Source organism: Polaromonas sp. CG_9.11, from assembly GCF_015752225.1.
GTDB lineage: Bacteria > Pseudomonadota > Gammaproteobacteria > Burkholderiales > Burkholderiaceae_C > Polaromonas.
In genome coordinates this window covers 1-16,471 of record NZ_JADOVE010000004.1, presented here as the reverse complement: position 1 = coordinate 16,471, position 16,471 = coordinate 1, and the positions used below count along the sequence as shown (strand labels likewise).

At 64.5% G+C, this 16,471-nt stretch carries 18 protein-coding genes; 7 read left to right on the top strand and 11 right to left on the bottom strand.

The window, feature by feature from the left end:
- The first annotated feature begins 16 nt into the window (after positions 1-16).
- On the top strand, positions 17-1,138 hold the full coding sequence (gene cax, locus IWX85_RS04655; protein ID WP_196868910.1) for a calcium/proton exchanger: 1,122 nt from the start codon (positions 17-19) through the stop codon (positions 1,136-1,138).
- A gap of 70 nt (positions 1,139-1,208) precedes the next feature.
- Here cax and IWX85_RS04650 read toward each other — a convergent pair whose 3' ends face one another.
- Positions 1,209-1,973, bottom strand: a complete 765-nt coding sequence (locus IWX85_RS04650) for a YdcF family protein (RefSeq protein ID WP_231379537.1) — start codon at positions 1,971-1,973, stop codon at positions 1,209-1,211.
- Positions 1,974-2,049: 76 nt separating this feature from the next.
- Positions 2,050-3,246, bottom strand: coding sequence for an acyl-CoA dehydrogenase (locus IWX85_RS04645; protein WP_036809733.1), 1,197 nt, complete (start codon positions 3,244-3,246; stop codon positions 2,050-2,052).
- A 165-nt stretch (positions 3,247-3,411) separates the two neighbouring features.
- Here IWX85_RS04645 and IWX85_RS04640 point away from each other — a divergent pair, with 165 nt between their 5' ends.
- The gene (locus tag IWX85_RS04640; RefSeq protein WP_196868908.1) at positions 3,412-4,305 is read left to right on the top strand and encodes a LysR family transcriptional regulator; all 894 of its coding nucleotides are present in this window, start codon (positions 3,412-3,414) and stop codon (positions 4,303-4,305) included.
- Positions 4,306-4,335: 30 nt separating this feature from the next.
- Positions 4,336-4,875: a peptide-methionine (S)-S-oxide reductase MsrA gene (msrA, locus tag IWX85_RS04635; RefSeq protein WP_196868907.1), complete on the top strand. Its 540-nt coding sequence runs from the start codon at positions 4,336-4,338 to the stop codon at positions 4,873-4,875.
- Positions 4,876-4,993: 118 nt separating this feature from the next.
- On the opposite strand, the gene IWX85_RS04630 is transcribed toward msrA, so the two are convergent.
- The 3 genes from IWX85_RS04630 to IWX85_RS04620 form a co-directional block, all read right to left on the bottom strand.
- Positions 4,994-5,995, bottom strand: a complete 1,002-nt coding sequence (locus tag IWX85_RS04630; RefSeq protein ID WP_196868906.1) for a succinylglutamate desuccinylase/aspartoacylase family protein — start codon at positions 5,993-5,995, stop codon at positions 4,994-4,996.
- Positions 5,996-6,155: 160 nt separating this feature from the next.
- On the bottom strand, positions 6,156-6,755 hold the full coding sequence (locus IWX85_RS04625) for a hypothetical protein (protein ID WP_196868905.1): 600 nt from the start codon (positions 6,753-6,755) through the stop codon (positions 6,156-6,158).
- Positions 6,745-7,380 (bottom strand): HupE/UreJ family protein, encoded by a 636-nt coding sequence (locus IWX85_RS04620; protein ID WP_081932642.1) that lies wholly within the window; start codon positions 7,378-7,380, stop codon positions 6,745-6,747. Before IWX85_RS04620 ends, IWX85_RS04625 begins: the two co-directional genes overlap by 11 nt.
- A gap of 696 nt (positions 7,381-8,076) precedes the next feature.
- Between IWX85_RS04620 and IWX85_RS04615 the strand changes: the two genes are divergently transcribed.
- Positions 8,077-10,074, top strand: a complete 1,998-nt coding sequence (locus tag IWX85_RS04615; protein WP_196868904.1) for an acyltransferase family protein — start codon at positions 8,077-8,079, stop codon at positions 10,072-10,074.
- Between the two features lie 379 nt (positions 10,075-10,453).
- Here IWX85_RS04615 and folE read toward each other — a convergent pair whose 3' ends face one another.
- The 6 genes from folE to IWX85_RS20705 all read right to left on the bottom strand — a co-directional run bounded on the left by folE (position 10,454) and on the right by IWX85_RS20705 (position 14,906).
- Complete coding sequence (gene folE / locus IWX85_RS04610) at positions 10,454-11,056, bottom strand: GTP cyclohydrolase I FolE (RefSeq protein ID WP_196868903.1); 603 nt, start codon at positions 11,054-11,056, stop codon at positions 10,454-10,456.
- Positions 11,053-12,054 carry a GTP-binding protein gene (locus tag IWX85_RS04605; RefSeq protein WP_196868902.1) on the bottom strand — a complete coding sequence of 334 codons (1,002 nt, stop codon included), beginning with the start codon at positions 12,052-12,054 and terminating at the stop codon, positions 11,053-11,055. Before IWX85_RS04605 ends, folE begins: the two co-directional genes overlap by 4 nt.
- Positions 12,055-12,143: 89 nt before the next feature.
- Positions 12,144-13,052, bottom strand: a complete 909-nt coding sequence (locus tag IWX85_RS04600) for a metal ABC transporter substrate-binding protein (protein WP_196868901.1) — start codon at positions 13,050-13,052, stop codon at positions 12,144-12,146.
- A 53-nt stretch (positions 13,053-13,105) separates the two neighbouring features.
- A complete protein-coding gene (locus IWX85_RS04595; protein WP_196869032.1) occupies positions 13,106-13,987 on the bottom strand; it encodes a metal ABC transporter permease in 882 nt (293 codons plus the stop codon).
- Complete coding sequence (locus tag IWX85_RS04590) at positions 13,987-14,784, bottom strand: metal ABC transporter ATP-binding protein (protein ID WP_370584214.1); 798 nt, start codon at positions 14,782-14,784, stop codon at positions 13,987-13,989. The genes IWX85_RS04595 and IWX85_RS04590 overlap by 1 nt, the downstream gene beginning before the upstream one ends.
- Positions 14,781-14,906: a hypothetical protein gene (locus IWX85_RS20705; RefSeq protein WP_255529373.1), complete on the bottom strand. Its 126-nt coding sequence runs from the start codon at positions 14,904-14,906 to the stop codon at positions 14,781-14,783. Before IWX85_RS20705 ends, IWX85_RS04590 begins: the two co-directional genes overlap by 4 nt.
- Positions 14,907-15,077: 171 nt before the next feature.
- Between IWX85_RS20705 and IWX85_RS04585 the strand changes: the two genes are divergently transcribed.
- From IWX85_RS04585 to IWX85_RS20895, 3 genes are all read left to right on the top strand, one after another.
- Complete coding sequence (locus IWX85_RS04585; protein WP_051984533.1) at positions 15,078-15,620, top strand: Fur family transcriptional regulator; 543 nt, start codon at positions 15,078-15,080, stop codon at positions 15,618-15,620.
- On the top strand, positions 15,617-16,267 hold the full coding sequence (locus tag IWX85_RS04580) for an ATP-binding cassette domain-containing protein (RefSeq protein WP_196868900.1): 651 nt from the start codon (positions 15,617-15,619) through the stop codon (positions 16,265-16,267). The genes IWX85_RS04585 and IWX85_RS04580 overlap by 4 nt, the downstream gene beginning before the upstream one ends.
- Before the next feature lie 28 nt (positions 16,268-16,295).
- A partial coding sequence (locus tag IWX85_RS20895) for a helix-turn-helix domain-containing protein (protein ID WP_196868899.1) occupies positions 16,296-16,471 on the top strand: 176 nt, incomplete at its 3' end.

Here is a 16,471-nt window from a genome sequence, read left to right as displayed (position 1 = left end):
TGGCAGAGAGGTCTCCATGAACCTGCGCGCACATGCTTTCCCGCTGGGTCTTTTGTTGCTCGTGCCGTTGGCGCCAGCGATCCACTCTCTGTCGACCATCAGCCCTGTCTGGACTTTTCTTGCCGGTGCTGTGGGCATCGGCGTCCTGGCTGACTGGGCACGCCGGGCGACAGAGCAACTCGCCGCAAAAACAAACGCAGCGATTGGCGGGCTCCTGAACGTCAGCTTTGGCAGCATCGCGGAAATCGTTCTGGCCTTCTTCGTGCTCGCCAGCGGCAACACTGAAGTGGTACGTGCCCAAATTGCCGGCTCGATCATCGGCACCAGCCTGCTCGGTCTGGGGCTGGCCATCGTTGTCGGCAGCATTGGCCGTCCACGGCAGTTGTTCAACCGCGACCAGGCGGGCCAAATGTCCAGCCTTCTGGTGCTGGTCGTGATCGCGCTGTTGCTGCCGGCGGTGTTCGACTTCGCAAGCGGCCACCTTGCGCCTGGCGCAAACCAGGCAGTGTCCGACGAGCATCTGAGCCTGGGCGTGTCGGTCGTGCTGATCCTGCTGTATGCCGCCAACCTGGTCTACACACTCATCACGCACCGAAACGTTTTCTCGCCTGAAAAGGAAATACGCAATGACAGCCCAGCGGGCAGCGACAAGGAAAAAGCGGCCGAGTGGACGGTGAAGGTGGCGGTTGGCGTGCTGGTCGCGGCAACTGTTTTCATCGCCATGGAGGCGCATCTGGTCTCCGGGGCGCTTGAAGACACTGCGAAAATTCTGGGCCTGTCGCCGATTTTTGTCGGCGTGATCGTGCTGGCCGTCATTGGCACGGCCTCGGATCTGTTCGCCGCTTCCTGGTTTGCCCGTCAGGGAAAGATGGGGCTGGCGCTCAACATTTGCGTGGGCTCGGCCATTCAGGTGGCGCTTGTCGTGGCGCCTTTGCTGGTCATCGGCTCCTGGTTCATGGGCAAACCCATGAACCTCGTCTTTGACAACCCGATGGCGTTGTTTGCCATTGCCAGCGCCGTCTTGATCGTCAACAACATCGCACGCGACGGAGAAACCACCTGGTTTGAAGGCATCCTTCTCATCGGCGTGTATTTGCTGCTTGCGCTGGCTTTTCTGTTTTTACCGGTCATCGCCTGATCGGTCGGGTCCCCACGCCCTGAACAGAGGCGCGATGAAGGATGAATGCGCCTGGCATTTCCCTTTGGCATCACATCAGCGTGAAGCGTACAACCGCCAGGCCCAGGCATTCGCGCAACACCTGCCGCGACGCCAGCAGCCCTTGCGCGGACGGCAGCCATTCCAGCAGCGTGCTTTCGATGGGCCGGGTGAAGCCCATTGGCGCCGGCGTCACGACAAAGCCGGCGCGCTCAAAAGCAGCCACCGATCGCGGCATGTGCCAGGCATCCGTGACCAGCGCAATGCGTTGCACGCCTTCGCGCATCAGCACAGGCGCGAGCAGGCGCGCATTGCCATCGGTATCACGCGACACGGCTTCGCTCCAGCGCAGCGCAAAACCAAACGCCTGCTGCGCCACGCGCGCGGCCACTTCCGCTTCCGATGCCGTCGGCATGCCATCCGCCGCCCAGCCGATGCCGCCACTGAAGGCCAGCGGCAGGCCAGACTGGCGCGCCAGCCAGATGCCGTAGCGCAGCCGGGCGGCGGTAACCGGGGACGGTTGGGATGCACCACCGTATTCAGGCGCGTCAGGCAACACGCCACCACCGAGGATGACAACAGCCTGAACCTGATTTGCCTTGAGTTGCGCAGTGGTCACCGCGTCGAACTGCGGCAGCGCATGCCGCGCCAGCCACACCGCTGTACCGTGGCAACTGAGCAGCCAGAGCGCCGCAAGTGACAGCGCGACCAGCACCAAGCCACCACGTTTTCGGCGCCATGCCAGCAACATGCCGAGCAGCGCCAGCAGTAGCGGTGCCAATGGCGGCATTGCCAGGCTGGTCAGCAACGGTTTCAAGACACCCAGTTCCATCAAAAGCTATAAAATTAATAGCTGTTCATGCATGATGGACGGGCGCTGGAGGCAAGAATGATCAATAAAAAGCCTGCAGGCCGGTTTGCGCACGGCCCAGAATCAGGGCATGCACGTCGTGCGTGCCTTCGTAGGTGTTGACGGTTTCCAGGTTGATCATGTGGCGAATGACGTGGTATTCGTCATGGATGCCGTTGCCGCCGTGCATGTCGCGTGCCATGCGGGCAATGTCGAGCGCCTTGCCGCACGAGTTGCGCTTGATCAGCGAGATCATCTCGGGCACGGCCCGGTCTTCGTCCATCAGGCGGCCCACGCGCAGGCAGGCTTGCAGGCCGAGCGCGATTTCAGTCTGCATGTCGGCGAGTTTTTTCTGGATCAGCTGGGTTTGCGCCAGTGGGCGGCCAAACTGGATGCGGTCCAGCGTGTACTGGCGGGCACGGTGCCAGCAGTCTTCCGCCGCGCCCAGTGCGCCCCAGGCGATGCCGTAGCGCGCCTTGTTCAGGCAGCCGAACGGACCCTTGAGGCCGCTGACGTTGGGCAGCAGGTTTTCCGCTGGAACGAACACGCCGTCCATCACGATCTCGCCGGTGATGCTGGCGCGCAGGCTCATCTTGCCTTCGATCTTGGGGGCGCTCAGGCCCTTCATGCCTTTTTCAAGGACGAAGCCGCGAATCGCTTCCTGGCCGCCGACCTTGCCATCGGGGTCTTCGAGCTTGGCCCAGACCACGAACACGTCGGCAATCGGGCTGTTGGTGATCCACATCTTGGCGCCGTTCATGATGAAGCCGCCATCGACCGGCTTGGCGCGCGACAGCATGCTGGCCGGGTCGGAGCCGTGGTTGGGCTCGGTCAGTCCGAAGCAGCCGACCCATTCGCCGGTCGCCAGCTTGGGCAGGTATTTTTGCTTTTGCGCTTCGTTGCCGTAGGCATTGATCGGGTGCATGACCAGTGACGACTGCACGCTGATGGCGCTGCGGTAGCCGCTGTCGACGCGCTCGACCTCGCGCGCCACCAGGCCGTAGCTGACATAGTTCAAACCGGCGCAGCCGTAGCCTTCGATGGTCGAGCCCAGGAAACCCATGGCGCCCGCTTCGTTCATGATCTCGCGGTCGAACTTTTCATGGCGCGCGGCCATCAGCACGCGGGTCTGCAGTCTTTCCTGGCAGAACGTGTGGGCCGCCTCCTGCACCGCACGCTCGTCTTCGGTCAGCTGATCGTTCAGAAAAAGCGGGTCTTCCCAGTTGAATTTGGTTTTCATGGTGCAGTCCTTCGGAGGTGGTGGGGCGGGTGAATGGGGGGCGTGGACAAAGTGTAGGGGAAACATTTTTTGCCTGCCCAACACGCGTATTTAGCCTGATTGTTAGGCCATCATGAATACTTGTCCAATATCAATTAGCAATGCAACGATATATTATTTGTATCCATGGAATTCCGACACCTGCGCTATTTTCTGACCCTGGCCGAAGAACTGCACTTCGGCCGGGCGGCGCGCCGGTTGTCCATTTCGCAGCCGCCGCTGTCATTGAACATCCAGCAGCTCGAAGCGTCGGTCGGCGCCCGGCTGTTTACCCGCAACAGCAAGCAGGTGGCACTCACCGCCGCCGGCCTGGCCTTGGTGCCGGCCGCGCGGGCGCTGCTGGACCAGGCGGCGCAGGCGGCCCGCCATGCGCGGGACGTGGGGCAGGGCATGGCCGGCAGCCTGACCATCGGCTTTTCCGGCACCATGCTGTACAGCGGCTTGCCCGGCATTCTGGAGCGTTTCCAGGCGCAGCATCCGCTGTTGCGGCTGATGCTGAAGGAACTGAGTTCAAGCGAGCAGCTGGTCGAACTGGCGCATGACCGGCTTGACATCGGCTTTGTCCATACCACCCGCGTGCCGCCCGAGCTGTCGCAAATCCTGGTGTCCAGCCAGGCGCTGGTCGGCTGCCTGCCGGCCCGCCACCGGCTGGCGCCGCAGGCCACGCTGTCGCTCAAGGCACTGCAGGGCGAGCCTTTTGCGGTGGTGTCGCGCGCGGTGTCGCCTGACTACCATGAGCGCATCCTGGGCATCTGCACCGACGCGGGGTTTCACCCCGAGATCCGTTATGAGCTGCGCCACTGGCTGAGCGTGGTGTCGCTGGTGTCGCAGGGCATGGGCGTGGCGCTGGTGCCGGCGGCATTGAGCCGCTCGGCCATGGCGGGCACGGTGTTCGTGCCGCTGGATCGCGCCACCACCCCCTACGACACCCATTGCCTGTGGAAAACCGCCCGCGACAATCCCGCGCTGGCGGCATTTGTTCAAGCCGTGCGCGATGCAAGCGTGCAGCCAAGCGGCTAAAGTGGCTGGTCAAAAAAGGAAACCCTAGTCATGAGCGAATCACACACCATCACCCTGGGCGGCGGCTGCTTCTGGTGCACCGAGGCCGTGTATGTCAAGGTGCGCGGCGTCACCGACGTCGAGTCGGGCTACAGCAACGGCCAGGCGGCCCGGCCCAGTTATGAAGCCGTCTGCACCGGCCGCACCGGCTGCAACGAGGTCGTCAGGCTGACCTACGACCCGGCCGGGATCACGCTGCGCGAAATCCTGGAAATCTTTTTTGTCATCCATGACCCGACCAGCCTGAACCGCCAGGGCAATGACGCCGGCACGCAATACCGCAGCGGCATCTATTACGAAACGTCCGAGCAGAAGGACGTGATTGACGACTTCATCCGCGAAGCCAGCCAGGACAAGACCTTTGGCAAGCCGATCGTCACGGAAGTGCTGCCGCTGGCCGACTACTGGCCGGCCGAGGATTACCACCAGGACTATTTCGAGAACAACCCGAACCAGGGGTACTGCGCCTTCGTGGTCGGTCCCAAGGTCGAGAAATTTCGCAAGACGTTTGCGTCGCGGGTGAAGGGTTGATTGTGGAAATTAGGCGGATTTTGCTACTGAATCAATAGCTTTATGTGCTCATGAATGCTGCGCAAAAGGCCTTTTTGATTCATAAAAATTGCCAGTCGCCTTTGCCGATCCCCTGGCGTCAGGCCTGGCGCCGGGCAAAGTAAAACCACTCCTGGCCGGCTTCGGCCCGGGGATTGGGAAACACGATGAACCCATCGTGCGGTGCGGTGACGGCATCGCCGCTGCGCCGGTGGCCAACGACCTGCCCGGCGCGCACCGCATCGAAACTGCGCCATTCCTGGGTGAATGCGTCGTCTGCATGTTCCCGGTCCACCACATCGACCAGCCGCAAAATTTCCCGCGCTACCGGCTCGGGCATGAGCGGCAGCGGCGAAATGCCCAGCAGCGCCAGTGCCTGCAAGATGGCATGACGCGCCACCTCCACCGCCTGCGGATCGTCATGCTGGCCACATTCGAGCGTCACGCCATAGCCGCCCCGCGACCGCATGTATTCGGTGGTACCGACGCCATAGTTGGTGTTGGTGACCAGCGCCAGCGACCGGGCCGTGCCGTCAGCATGCGGCCTGGCGGCGCGCCGTTGAACGCCGCGCGCATAGGTGTCGAGCCAGCCTTCGACGATCCGGTGCGGCCCGGTGTGCAGGGCCAGCTGGAATTCGCTGGCCGCCTGCGAAAAAGGCTCCAGCGTTCCCCGGTTGTCTTGCGGGCCGACCATGACGAACGGCGAGCCGCCGGTGTGAAAGGAATGCAGGTCGAGCAGCACATCATGCGCATCCAGCAGCGGGCACAGCACGTTGGCAATCCGGTCCTCGAAATCCTGCGGAATCGCAGTCGGCGCCATATTGCGGTTGAGGTTGCGCTCGCCGGTGCGCTGGCCGAGTTGCCAGGCGAGCGGATTGGTCACCGGCACGAAAGTGACGCTGCCGCGCTCGATGCGGATGGCGCCGCTGTCGAGTTCCTGCAGCAGTTGCCCGATGGCTCGCGAGCCGCAGGTTTCGTTGCCGTGCACCGCGCCCAGAACCAGCAGGCGAGGGCCTGGGGCCAGGCCGAGGAAGGTGTGGCTGCGCAAGTGGGCTGGACGCTGCGCGGTGGCGGGCGTGTGGGGTGAGGTGCTGTAAGTCATCCCTCGTTTATATCGCCGTTGGGCCGGCACGGGCTCGAAGATGGCATGGCAGGCCGGCAGACCGAGCCGTTGCGGCAGGGCTCCAGGCCGGTTGCAGGCGCCATGCCTTGACACTCGGCGGCCCTGTCAGCGTCGCTCGTTCAGCGTCCAGTGTTCTGCCTCAAGCGTGCTTGCCCAGCACTGCCAGGGCGCCGAGCAGCAGCGCAATCGCCGCCACCCAGGAGCCCAGCACCCGCCGGGCGATGGGCAGGACAACCTGCAGGCGACCGCTCTGGTTTAAATTTTCCGCCGTGGCCAGCAGCCAGAACGTGGCGATCAATACCGTGACGGCCATGCCCGCCAGGTCTTGCCAGCGCGGCTGTTCCAGTTCGGCGGCAGACCCGGCCGCCAGTCCAGCGAGCGCGGCCAGCACAAAGGCAAATCCGGTGGACGGTTTCCAGGCGGCAACCGCGCTCAGGCCAATCACCACCACGGCCGCCGGCGCTGCCACAGGCGGAATATGCACCAGCCACAAGGTGGCCAGAACCGCCGCCGCCGAGGCCAGCGCTGCGGCAATGAACGACGCAGGTTCCCTGATGCCAAACAGGACCAGCGCCAGGCCGATCAGGGCAGCCAGCGACAGCGGCGAGGTGAACAAGTGGTGGCTTGCCGTCCAGATAGACGTGTCCGCGCCAAAGGCGCCATGCGCCCAGGCATGGCCGCAGCCAAGGAACGCCGAACCGGCCAGCGCCAGGGCGGCTACCCAAGGTTTAGGCGACACCAGGCATGCCCGCCAGGATCCACACGCCAGCCGCTGCGATCAGTCCGCCGCTGGCGCGCAAAATCTGCATGCCGCGCGGCGCGCCCTTGAGCAGGCCAATCGCAATGCCGCCCAGGTGCAGCAAGCCGGTCGAGATCACGAAACCGGCGGCATAGGCTGCCGGCGCGGCGGCTTCGGGCAGCTCCTGGCCATGGGCAAATCCGTGGAACACGCCGAACAGGGCAATGATCGCCAGCGCCACGCCGATGGGCGCCCGCCATGCCGCGGCAATCGCCAGGCCGAGCACGACCACCGACACCGCAATGCCGGTTTCGACATAGGGCAGCGGCACGCCGGAAATGCCCAGCACGCCGCCCACCACCATCAGCATCGGAAAAGCCACCGGCAAGGCCCAGACCAGCGGCCGGCCCAGGGTCGCGCCCCAGATGCCGACCGCCACCATGGCCAGCAGATGGTCGATGCCGGACAGCGGATGCATGAAACCCGTCAACAGGCCGCCGGCCACGCCGACGTCGGTGTGGGCCTGCGCTGCCGCACTGCAAAGCAGCATGACAAGACCCGCCGCATGGGATTTGCGCAGCCTTGTGCGCCGGCCCGGACTTGACTGAGTGGGTTCTTGATGCATGTGGGTTCCTGGATGAGACCTGCATGGACGCTGCAGACAAGCGCTGGTCAGGGTCTGACCGCGACCCGTGGAACGGATCGCCAGCAAAGCATAAGCGAGGCTCAGGTCTTTTGTCTGTACGAAAAAGCCAGTCAAACGGATTCGCCAACGTGTCCGAGCGGCGTTTCGCACCGAGTTGCGGTCAAACCGGGGGGGGCCTGCGTGTCTTGTTCACTGCGCCTTTGCACTGGATGCGCTGGTGTGCGAACGCTTTTGGCCTTGGCGCTCTGGCCCTTCGTACTATGCTTCGGATTGGCACAGGCCAGTTGCCATGCCTGCGCTGCGCGCTGCCCTGCTGCAAATTCCGATAGCCAGACAGGCACCCGTCCTACGATTGGCGGGCTATAAAATTTGCCGATGCGCAACCCGAGCTCTCTGCTTCGTCCCTCCGTGGTGTTCTACCCCGGATGTGGTCTGCCGCGCGGCTACTTTTGCTCGGTCACGCCGCCATAAGCCCGGACCCGGCGCGCCACGCGCCTTGATGCTTGCCTGCCAGGCGCCAATTTGCGCGCCTGGTGCGCCACCTTCCCGTTTTGAATTCCTTCTGGCCGTCAAGCCTTGCCTGACGCTGCGCGTTCGCAAGAAAGCGCTTTTTCCGGCCGGCGAATGCCATGATTTTTCGAAGCATTTGCAAAACATTTGCAGGACATTTGTTCCATGGCTTTATCTCACTATCGAGCCGACATCGACGGACTGCGCGCCGTGGCCGTGCTGGCGGTCGTGCTCAATCACCTGTCATCGTCACTGGTCCCGGGCGGCTTTGTCGGCGTGGATGTTTTTTTTGTGATTTCCGGCTTCCTGATCACCCGCATCATCGGCCGCGAGATCGAGGAAGGCCGCTTCGCTTTTGCCCACTTTTACGAACGCCGGGCGCGGCGGATCTTTCCGGCGTTGTTTGCCGTGCTGGCCGTCACGCTCGCGGCGGGCTACTGGCTGCTGCTGCCCAGCGACTACCTGCACGCCCTGCGCGCTGCCCTGGCGACGATGGGGTTCGCCTCGAATGTGCTGCTTTGGTACCAGCAGTCCAGCTATTTCGACGCCACCGAAAGCAAGCTCGACCCCCTTTTGCACACCTGGTCTCTGGCCGTGGAGGAGCAGTTCTATCTGCTGTTCCCGATCTTTCTGCTGATGTGTCACCGCTACTGGCCCAAGCGCATGGTCTGGATCGTGCTCTTTTGTGCGCTGGTGTCGCTGGCCGGCGCGGCGATGGTGGTCACAGGCAACCGGACGGCTGTCTATTTTCTCTCGCCATTTCGTGCCTGGGAACTGCTGGCCGGCTCCTTGCTGGCGTATGGCGCGCTGCCCGCCATCCGCTCGCGCCTGCTGCGAGAGGCGCTGTCTGCGGGCGGTTTGACGGCGATCCTGCTGGCCTGCTGGCTTTACCGCGACGCCACCGTCTTTCCCGGCTTGGCAGCCTTGGCGCCGGTGCTGGGCGCTGCGGCAGTCATCCATGCGGGCAGCAGCGGTGCAACGTTGGCCGGGCGGCTGCTGCAATGGCGGCCTGTGGTCTATGTCGGCTTGATCTCTTACTCCCTGTACCTGTGGCACTGGCCGCTGATTGTGCTGGCGCAGTATTCGACGGGCATGGAGCCGCCCGCACCGTTTCAGGCGGTCCTGTTGATGGCGGCCTCCTTGCTGCTGGCCAGCGCGTCTTACCATTTCATCGAGCAGCCGCTGCGGCGCGGCGCCGGCTGGCTGCCCCGCCGGGCCCTGCCGTCCGGGGCGGCCTTGGCGTTGGTCCTTTTCCTGTTCTGCGGGGCCGGGGTGGCGATGGGCGGGTTTCCCGGGCGCTTTGCACCTGCGGTGTCCGCTCTGGACAAGGCCCGCTCGCCGGTGATTCCGTTTGCCGAATGCGGTGACCTTGCGCCCCAGGCTGCCTGTCTGCTGGGGGCGGGCACAGGCGAGCTGCAAATGCTGCTGTGGGGCGACAGCCACCTGGTGTCGTATGCGCCGGTGCTCCATGAGGTGCTTCGCCGGCGTGGCGCGCGGGCGGTACTTGTGCCTTATCCGGGCTGCGCGCCGGTGTTTGACGCGAGCAGCTCGATCAGGGCCGGCTGCCGTGAGGCGCAGGCCAAGGTGAAGGCCTATCTGGTGGCCCACCCAGAGATCAGCACAGTGGTCATAACCGCCTATTGGCGCACCTACTTTCGTGCCGATGGTCCGCTCCAGATGGTCGGGTCGGCGGGCAAGTCTGTCCACGGGCAGGCTGCTGCCCGGGCTGGCTTGCGCGCCACGCTGCAGTGGCTTGGGCTGAACCAGCGCGCCGCCATCCTGGTCGGACCCTTGCCGGCCTACGGCATGAGCATCCCGGCCGCGCTGGCGCTGGAGGCCGCCGGCGGCCAGAAGTTCGCGCGTTCATCCGCCAGCCAAGAAAGGCTGGCCAACGCGCCGTTCATGGCGGTGGTGGATGAATTCGAGTCAGGCGAGCGGTTTCGGTTCGTCGATCCGGTACCCTGGCTCTGCACGCCGCAATGCGAGCTGATCCGGGACGGCGTGTCGCTTTACCGCGATGCCCATCACCTCAGTGTGGCCGGTGCCATGGCCCTGACAGACGAGTTGCACCAAGCCGTCGGGATGGCGGCCGGGACCCTGCAAGCCGCCGCCTTGCCTTCCTTTGTTGAAGCGGCCGAAACCTCGTTCAAAGAAGAAAGATGACCCGCTTCGATTCATCGGTCTACACAAAACTCCGGGGCGCGAGGCGATTGCGGCGTGGCAGCCCGGCGGCTGCCAGCCTGGCCAGCAGCGCCAGCAGCAACGAAAACGCTGCTGAGGGGCGCCAGCCGCCGACTGCGCTCAGCTCCGCAACCCCCCCCCCGCTGCCGCAAAGCACAGCAGCAAAAGCCCGGCCGCATGCTCGAAGTCAACGCATAGGCAACCACGCACCTGTCGGCACTGCGCAGACGCGCGCTGGCTCGATTCAGCTTGCGCCCGCCCACCTGCGGCCAGCGCCGCGGGTTCGCGCGTCAGCAGTTTTTGCAGGGCTTTCATGGTGACGATGCCCTTCAGCCGGGCGGCGGAAAAATCAAGGCCAGCCTCAGACCTGAAATACGCCTGACGGGGCCGGCTGGCCCATGGCCGCCAAGGCTTCTCGGCGCAGATGGGCATCGGTGCGAAACACGCCCAACAGGCGCTGGGTGACGGTGGTGGAGCCAGGTTTGTACACGCCGCGCGTGGTCATGCACATGTGTTCCGCCTCAATCATCACGGCCACGCCGCGGGGCTGAAGTACATCGGCAATGGTCTGGGCAATCTGGCTGGTCAGCCGTTCCTGGATTTGCAGGCGGCGCGCATACAGATCCACCACCCGGGCCAGCTTGCTCAGGCCCACCACGCGCTTGTCGGGCAGGTAGGCAATATGGGCCCACCCGATGATGGGCACCAGGTGGTGCTCGCAGTGCGACTCCAGCCGGATGTTGCGCACCAGCACCATGTCGTCATAGTCGCCGGCTTCTTCAAAGGTGGCGGCCAGGGTGGCGACCGGGTCTGCGCCGTAGCCCGAAAAAAACTCACCATAGGCGCGCGCCACGCGGCGGGGCGTGTCCATCAGGCCTTCGCGTCCGGGGTCATCGCCGGCCCAGCGCAACAGGGTTCGCACGGCGGCCTCGACCTCGGCCAGTTCGGGGCGCGGGGCGGTCATGCCAAGCGCTCGGGTTGAGCATTCACGGCACACTGGGCCAAACCTTTTTCAAGGACTTGGCGCGGCAGGTCACGGCCAATGAACACCATTTTGGAGGTGCGCACCTCGCCCGCTCGCCACGGCGCGCCGAGTTCGGCGCCCATCAGCATGTGAACACCCTGAAACACGATGCGGCGGTCTTCACCGTATGCGCTGAGCACGCCCTTGTAACGCATCATTTGGCTGCCATGCGCCTGGACCATGCTGCCCAGAAAGTCTTCCAGTCTTGCCATGTCGAGCGGCCGGTCTTCGCGAAATACAAACGATGTCACATCGTCGTCGTGCTGGTGCGCCACATCGGTCAGAAAGTCGGGCTCGATCTCCAAAATAGCATTCAGGTTGAAGCCCCGAATGTCGAGCAAATCATCAATGGCGGCCACCCCATGGCGCGATTCTGAAATTTTGGCGCGCGGATTCATGCGAACCAGGCGCTGGCGCAGCGACTGCAGGCTGGCATCGTCCACCAGGTCAGTCTTGCTGAGCAGTATCCGGTCGGCAAAGCCCACCTGTTCCTGCGCCTCGTGGTGCTCGTCGAGTTGCGCGGGCGCGTGTTTGGCGTCCACCAGCGTCACGATGGCATCGAGCAGGAAGCGCTGAACGACGGCCTCGTCCACAAAGAAGGTCTGCGCCACCGGCGCGGGATCGGCCAGGCCTGTGGTCTCGATCACCACGCGGTCAAAGTGCAGGCTGCCTGCCGCCCTTTTTGTCGCCAGCTCACCCAGAATGCGCACCAGGTCACCGCGCACGGTGCAGCAGATGCAGCCGTTGTTCATCTCGATGATCTGTTCATCGCGGTCCTGCACCAGCAGCTCGTTGTCAATGCCGGCTTCGCCAAACTCGTTTTCAATCACGGCAATGCGGTGGCCGTGGTCGGCCTTGAGGATGTGGTTGAGCAGCGTGGTTTTGCCGCTGCCCAGAAAACCGGTGAGGATGGTGACGGGAAGTCGGGTGTCTGGCATGGCGTTGATCCTTGACGTGTTCAGGGTGTTTCAGGCCACCAGCGCTTACGGAGCATGCGCTGGCAGCTATGGTTTTAACAGTGGTTAACTCAGTTCAGCTTCATGCCGGCGGCCAGTTGCGTCACGTTGTGGCGCATCAGCTGGAGGTAGCTGCCGGCAGGGCCTTGCGGCGCTGACAGGGCGTCCACATACAGGGTCTGTCCGACCTTCACGCCTGCGTCCTTGCTGAGCTGGGCCAGCAGCTTGGGCGCGCTCATGTTTTCGATAAACACGGCCTTGATCTTTTCACGCTGAATTTGCTGGATGAGCCGGGCCACCTCTTTGGCGCTCGGTTCCATGTCGGTGGACACGCCTTGCGGCGCGAGAAACCTGATCTGGTAATGCGCGCCGAAGTAGCCAAACGCATCGTGCGAGGTGATCACCTGGCGCTTGGGCGGCGGCAGGGCCGCGAACTGTGCCCTGGCCCAGGCGTCCAGCGTCTGCAGCTCTTTCACATAGGCGTCGCTGTGGGCCTGGTAAACGCTGGCGCCTGCCGGGTCCGCCTTGGCCAGCGCGGCGGCGATGTTGCGCACATACAGCACCACATTGCCCGGGTCTTGCCAGGCGTGCGGATCGGTTTCTGCGTGCTGATGGCCTTTTTCAGCCGGCAGCTGGCGCGGCTTCACGCCCTGCGAGGCCACCACGGACTGGCCCTGGTAGCCGGCAGACTTTGCGAGTTTTTGCGCCCACGGCTCAAAACCCAGGCCGTTGGTCACCAGCAGTCGGGTTTGTGCGATGGCCTTGACATCGGCCGGCCTGGGCTCAAACACGTGGGCGTCTTCATCGGGTCCGACCAGGGTGGTGACGCTGACGCGCTCGCCGCCCACCACGCGCACCAGGTCGCCCAAAATGCTGAAGCTGGCAATGACGGGCAGTTTGTCGGCCGCAAAGCTGGTGCCGGACAGCAGGGCGGCGCTGGCAATACCCGCCAGCAAAAGTTTGCGAAAAACAGGGTTCATGGATGGGCCTTTTAAAAGAGGTGAAAAAAAGTGACGAAAAAAACCAGATTCGTTCAGGCCACCCGGTGCGTCGTTGTCCACAGGCGCGGCAGCCAGCCGCCGGGCGCGAACAGCAGCGACGCCAGGTAAAGCGCGCCGGCGCAGGCAATGATGGTCGGCCCCGAGGGCGTATCCAGGTGGTAGGACAGCAACAGCCCTGACGCGCTGGCCAGCATCGCCTGCGCACTGGCATTGGCCAGTTGCGCCGGCAGCGTGTCGTGCCAGAGCCGGCTGGACACGGCGGGCAGCATCATCAGCCCGACCGCCATCAAGGTGCCCAGGGTCTGAAAACCGGCCACCAGGTTGATGACGACCAGCATCAAAAAGCCTTGCTGCCAGAGCCAGCCGCGCCGGCCGGCCGCGCCCAGAAACACCGGATCGAAACTTTCCAGCACCAGCCCGCGGTACATGGCGGCCAGCAGCAGCACGCTGACGCTGGCCACGCCGGCCACCATCAGCAGGCCCTGGCTGTCCACGCCCAGCGCACTGCCAAACAGGATGTGCAGCAGGTCGAGCTGGGAGCCGTGGCCCGAGATCAGCATCACGCCCAGCGCCAGCGCCACCAGGTAAATCGCGGCCAGGCTGGCGTCTTCCTTGAGGGCGGTGAAACGTGTGACCAGTCCGGCCAGCGCCGCCACCAGCATGCCGGCCACAACGCCGCCCAAGGCCATGGCGGTGAGCGACAAACCGCTCAGCATGAAACCAATCGCCACCCCCGGCAGCACCGCATGGCTGAGCGCATCGCCCAGCAGGCTCATGCGCCGCAGCGTTAAAAACACCCCCAGCGGTGCGGCACTGAGCGACAGCGCCAGCGTGGCGACGAGCGCGCGGCGCATGAAGGCAAATTCGGCAAACGGGGCAAAGGCCGTGTCCCACAGCCAGGCGGCAAGCGCCATCATGCAGTGGCCTTTTGCGCGGCCAGCGCGTCGATGTCGCACAGCCCGGCGGCCTCGTCCCAGGCTTCGGCCATGGCGCGGGCACGGCGCGAATTGCGCTCGGTCAGCACCTCGCTGGTGGCGCCCCAGCCGACCAGTTCGCGGGCCAGCAGCAAGGTTGACGGAAAGTGCTGGCGCACCAGCGCATCGTCGTGCAGCACGGCAATCACGGTGCGTCCCTGCTGATGCCACTGCCGCACCAGCACCAGCAGGGCGGCGGTGGTTTTGGCATCAATCGCGTTGAAGGGCTCGTCCAGCAGGATCAACTTGGCGTCTTGCGCCAGCATGCGGGCAAACATCACCCGCTGCATCTGGCCGCTGGACAGGCTGCCAATGGTGCGGCGCTCAAAGCCTTCCAGCCCCACGGCTTGCAGGGCCGCATCGACCTTGCCCTGCATGGCCCGCGTGACGGCGCCCCACGCGCCGGCGCTTGACCAGCAGCCCAGCAGCACGCAGTCGCGCACATCGATGGGAAAGCTGCGGTCGATTTCAGCCACCTGCGGCAGGTAGGCGATGCACTGGCGCGCCAGCGTCACCGTCAATGCACCGCCCGACCGTCCGCCTTCGATGGGCAGCAGGCCGACGATGCTTTTGAGCAGCGTGCTTTTGCCCGAGCCGTTCGGGCCGACCACTGCGGTCAGTGAGCCGGGCGCAAAGCTGCCGCTGATGTGGTGCAGGGCCGGGTGCTGGCGGTAGCTCACCGTGAGGTTGTGCAGCGCCACCACGGGGCGCGCACTCACCACGGGGCGCGCACTCACCACGGGGCCACTTCCAGTTGCGCCCAGGCCACCGCCAGCCAGAGCAGCGCCACGCCGGGCAGCACCGCCAGCACGCGCAGCCAGGCCGGCCAGGCCAGCATGCTGGAAAGGGAAGGCTTCAAGGAATTTTGGGAGGGGGGGGACGAGGACATAAGAAATTGGGTTCTGCAAACGGGTGCGCCGGGTAAAAGGCCAGCGTTGCCGTGATAATGCAACAGGATTGCGGTATAGTCTAATGCAACTTGATTGCGTTATTGTTCTTTTTGCTGAAAATTACAGAGACCCAAAAAAACATGGCCTCAGCCCACTTGCCAAGAGACCCTTCCGGCACACCCGCCCCAGACCCGATTGATGCCCTGCTTTCAGCGCACGGCCTGCGCCGCACCAGCGCGGCGCGGCGGGTGCTGGGCTGGCTGCTGGCCCATCCCGACACCAGCTACACCCATGCCCAGTTGCAGACCGCCCTGGCCAGCGAAATCGATCCGGCCGGGGGCGCAGGGCTTGACCGCGTGACGCTGTATCGCCTGATCGACCGGCTCACGCAGGTCGGCCTGCTGCTGTGCCGGGTGGACATACAGCGGGTGCGCCGTTACCAGGCCATGCCGACCAGCGTGCATGCCATGCCGCATTTCGAATGCCAGAGCTGCCACCGCGACAGCCCCCTGTCCGACGCGCTGAAAGCCAGTGCCCACGACCTGGAGCGGGCCGCGCAAACGGCGCTGCAGGCCCTCCAGGCGCTGGGCTACCAGGGCATGCACATGGATGTCGCCGTGCGCGGCGTGTGCGCTGATTGCGCCACGGGCGGCAGCCTTGAGGGGCAGGGCGCGGTGTCGTGATCAGCACCCGGCAACTGGTCTACCGGTATGCCGGCGGTCCCGAACTCCGGTTTGACGACATCGACGTGGCGCAAGGCGGTGTGCTGCTGCTGCAGGGCGCGTCAGGCGCCGGAAAATCCACCTGGCTGGCGCTGGCAGCGGGCCTGTTGCGTCCCGGCGAGGGCGACATGACTGTGGCCGGCCAGTCAATCCACGCGCTGCGCAAAGTCGCCGGGGATGCCTGGCGCGCCAGGAGCATCGGTTTCTTGCCGCAAAAACTGCATCTGAGCGCCGCGCTGACGGTGCATGGCAACCTGGCCATGGCCCAGTGGGCCGCCGGTGACGTGCAGGACGATCAGCGCATCGCCGAGGCGCTGTCGGCGCTCGGCGTGCACGACCTGGCCCAGCGCAAGCCGGCGCAACTCTCGGGCGGCCAGGCCCAGCGCGTCGCCCTGGCGCGGGCGGTACTGCTGCAGCCCAAAGTGATCCTGGCCGACGAACCCACGGCCAGCCTGGACGACGCAGCGGCGCAAGCTTCGCTGGCGCTGCTGCAGGCCACGGCCAGCCGCCAAGGCGTGACGCTGGTGATTGCCACCCACGACGCCCGCGTGGCGGTATTTTTTGCTGAAAATACATGTCGCGGATTCAAGAACAAACTGCATCGTTAAGGAAACGGGTGGGCCAAGGGCATATAGCATGCGTCCTTCAGACCAGCCAGTCGAAAGAAACGCGATGCGCAATAAACACTTGACCCAAGAAGAACGATACCAAATCCACGCACTACGCCGTCAGGGTGTTAGTTTTGCCCGCATCGGCGCAGAGCTCAACCGCCATCGATCGAGCATCGCGCGCGAGTTCAAGCGCAATGCTTC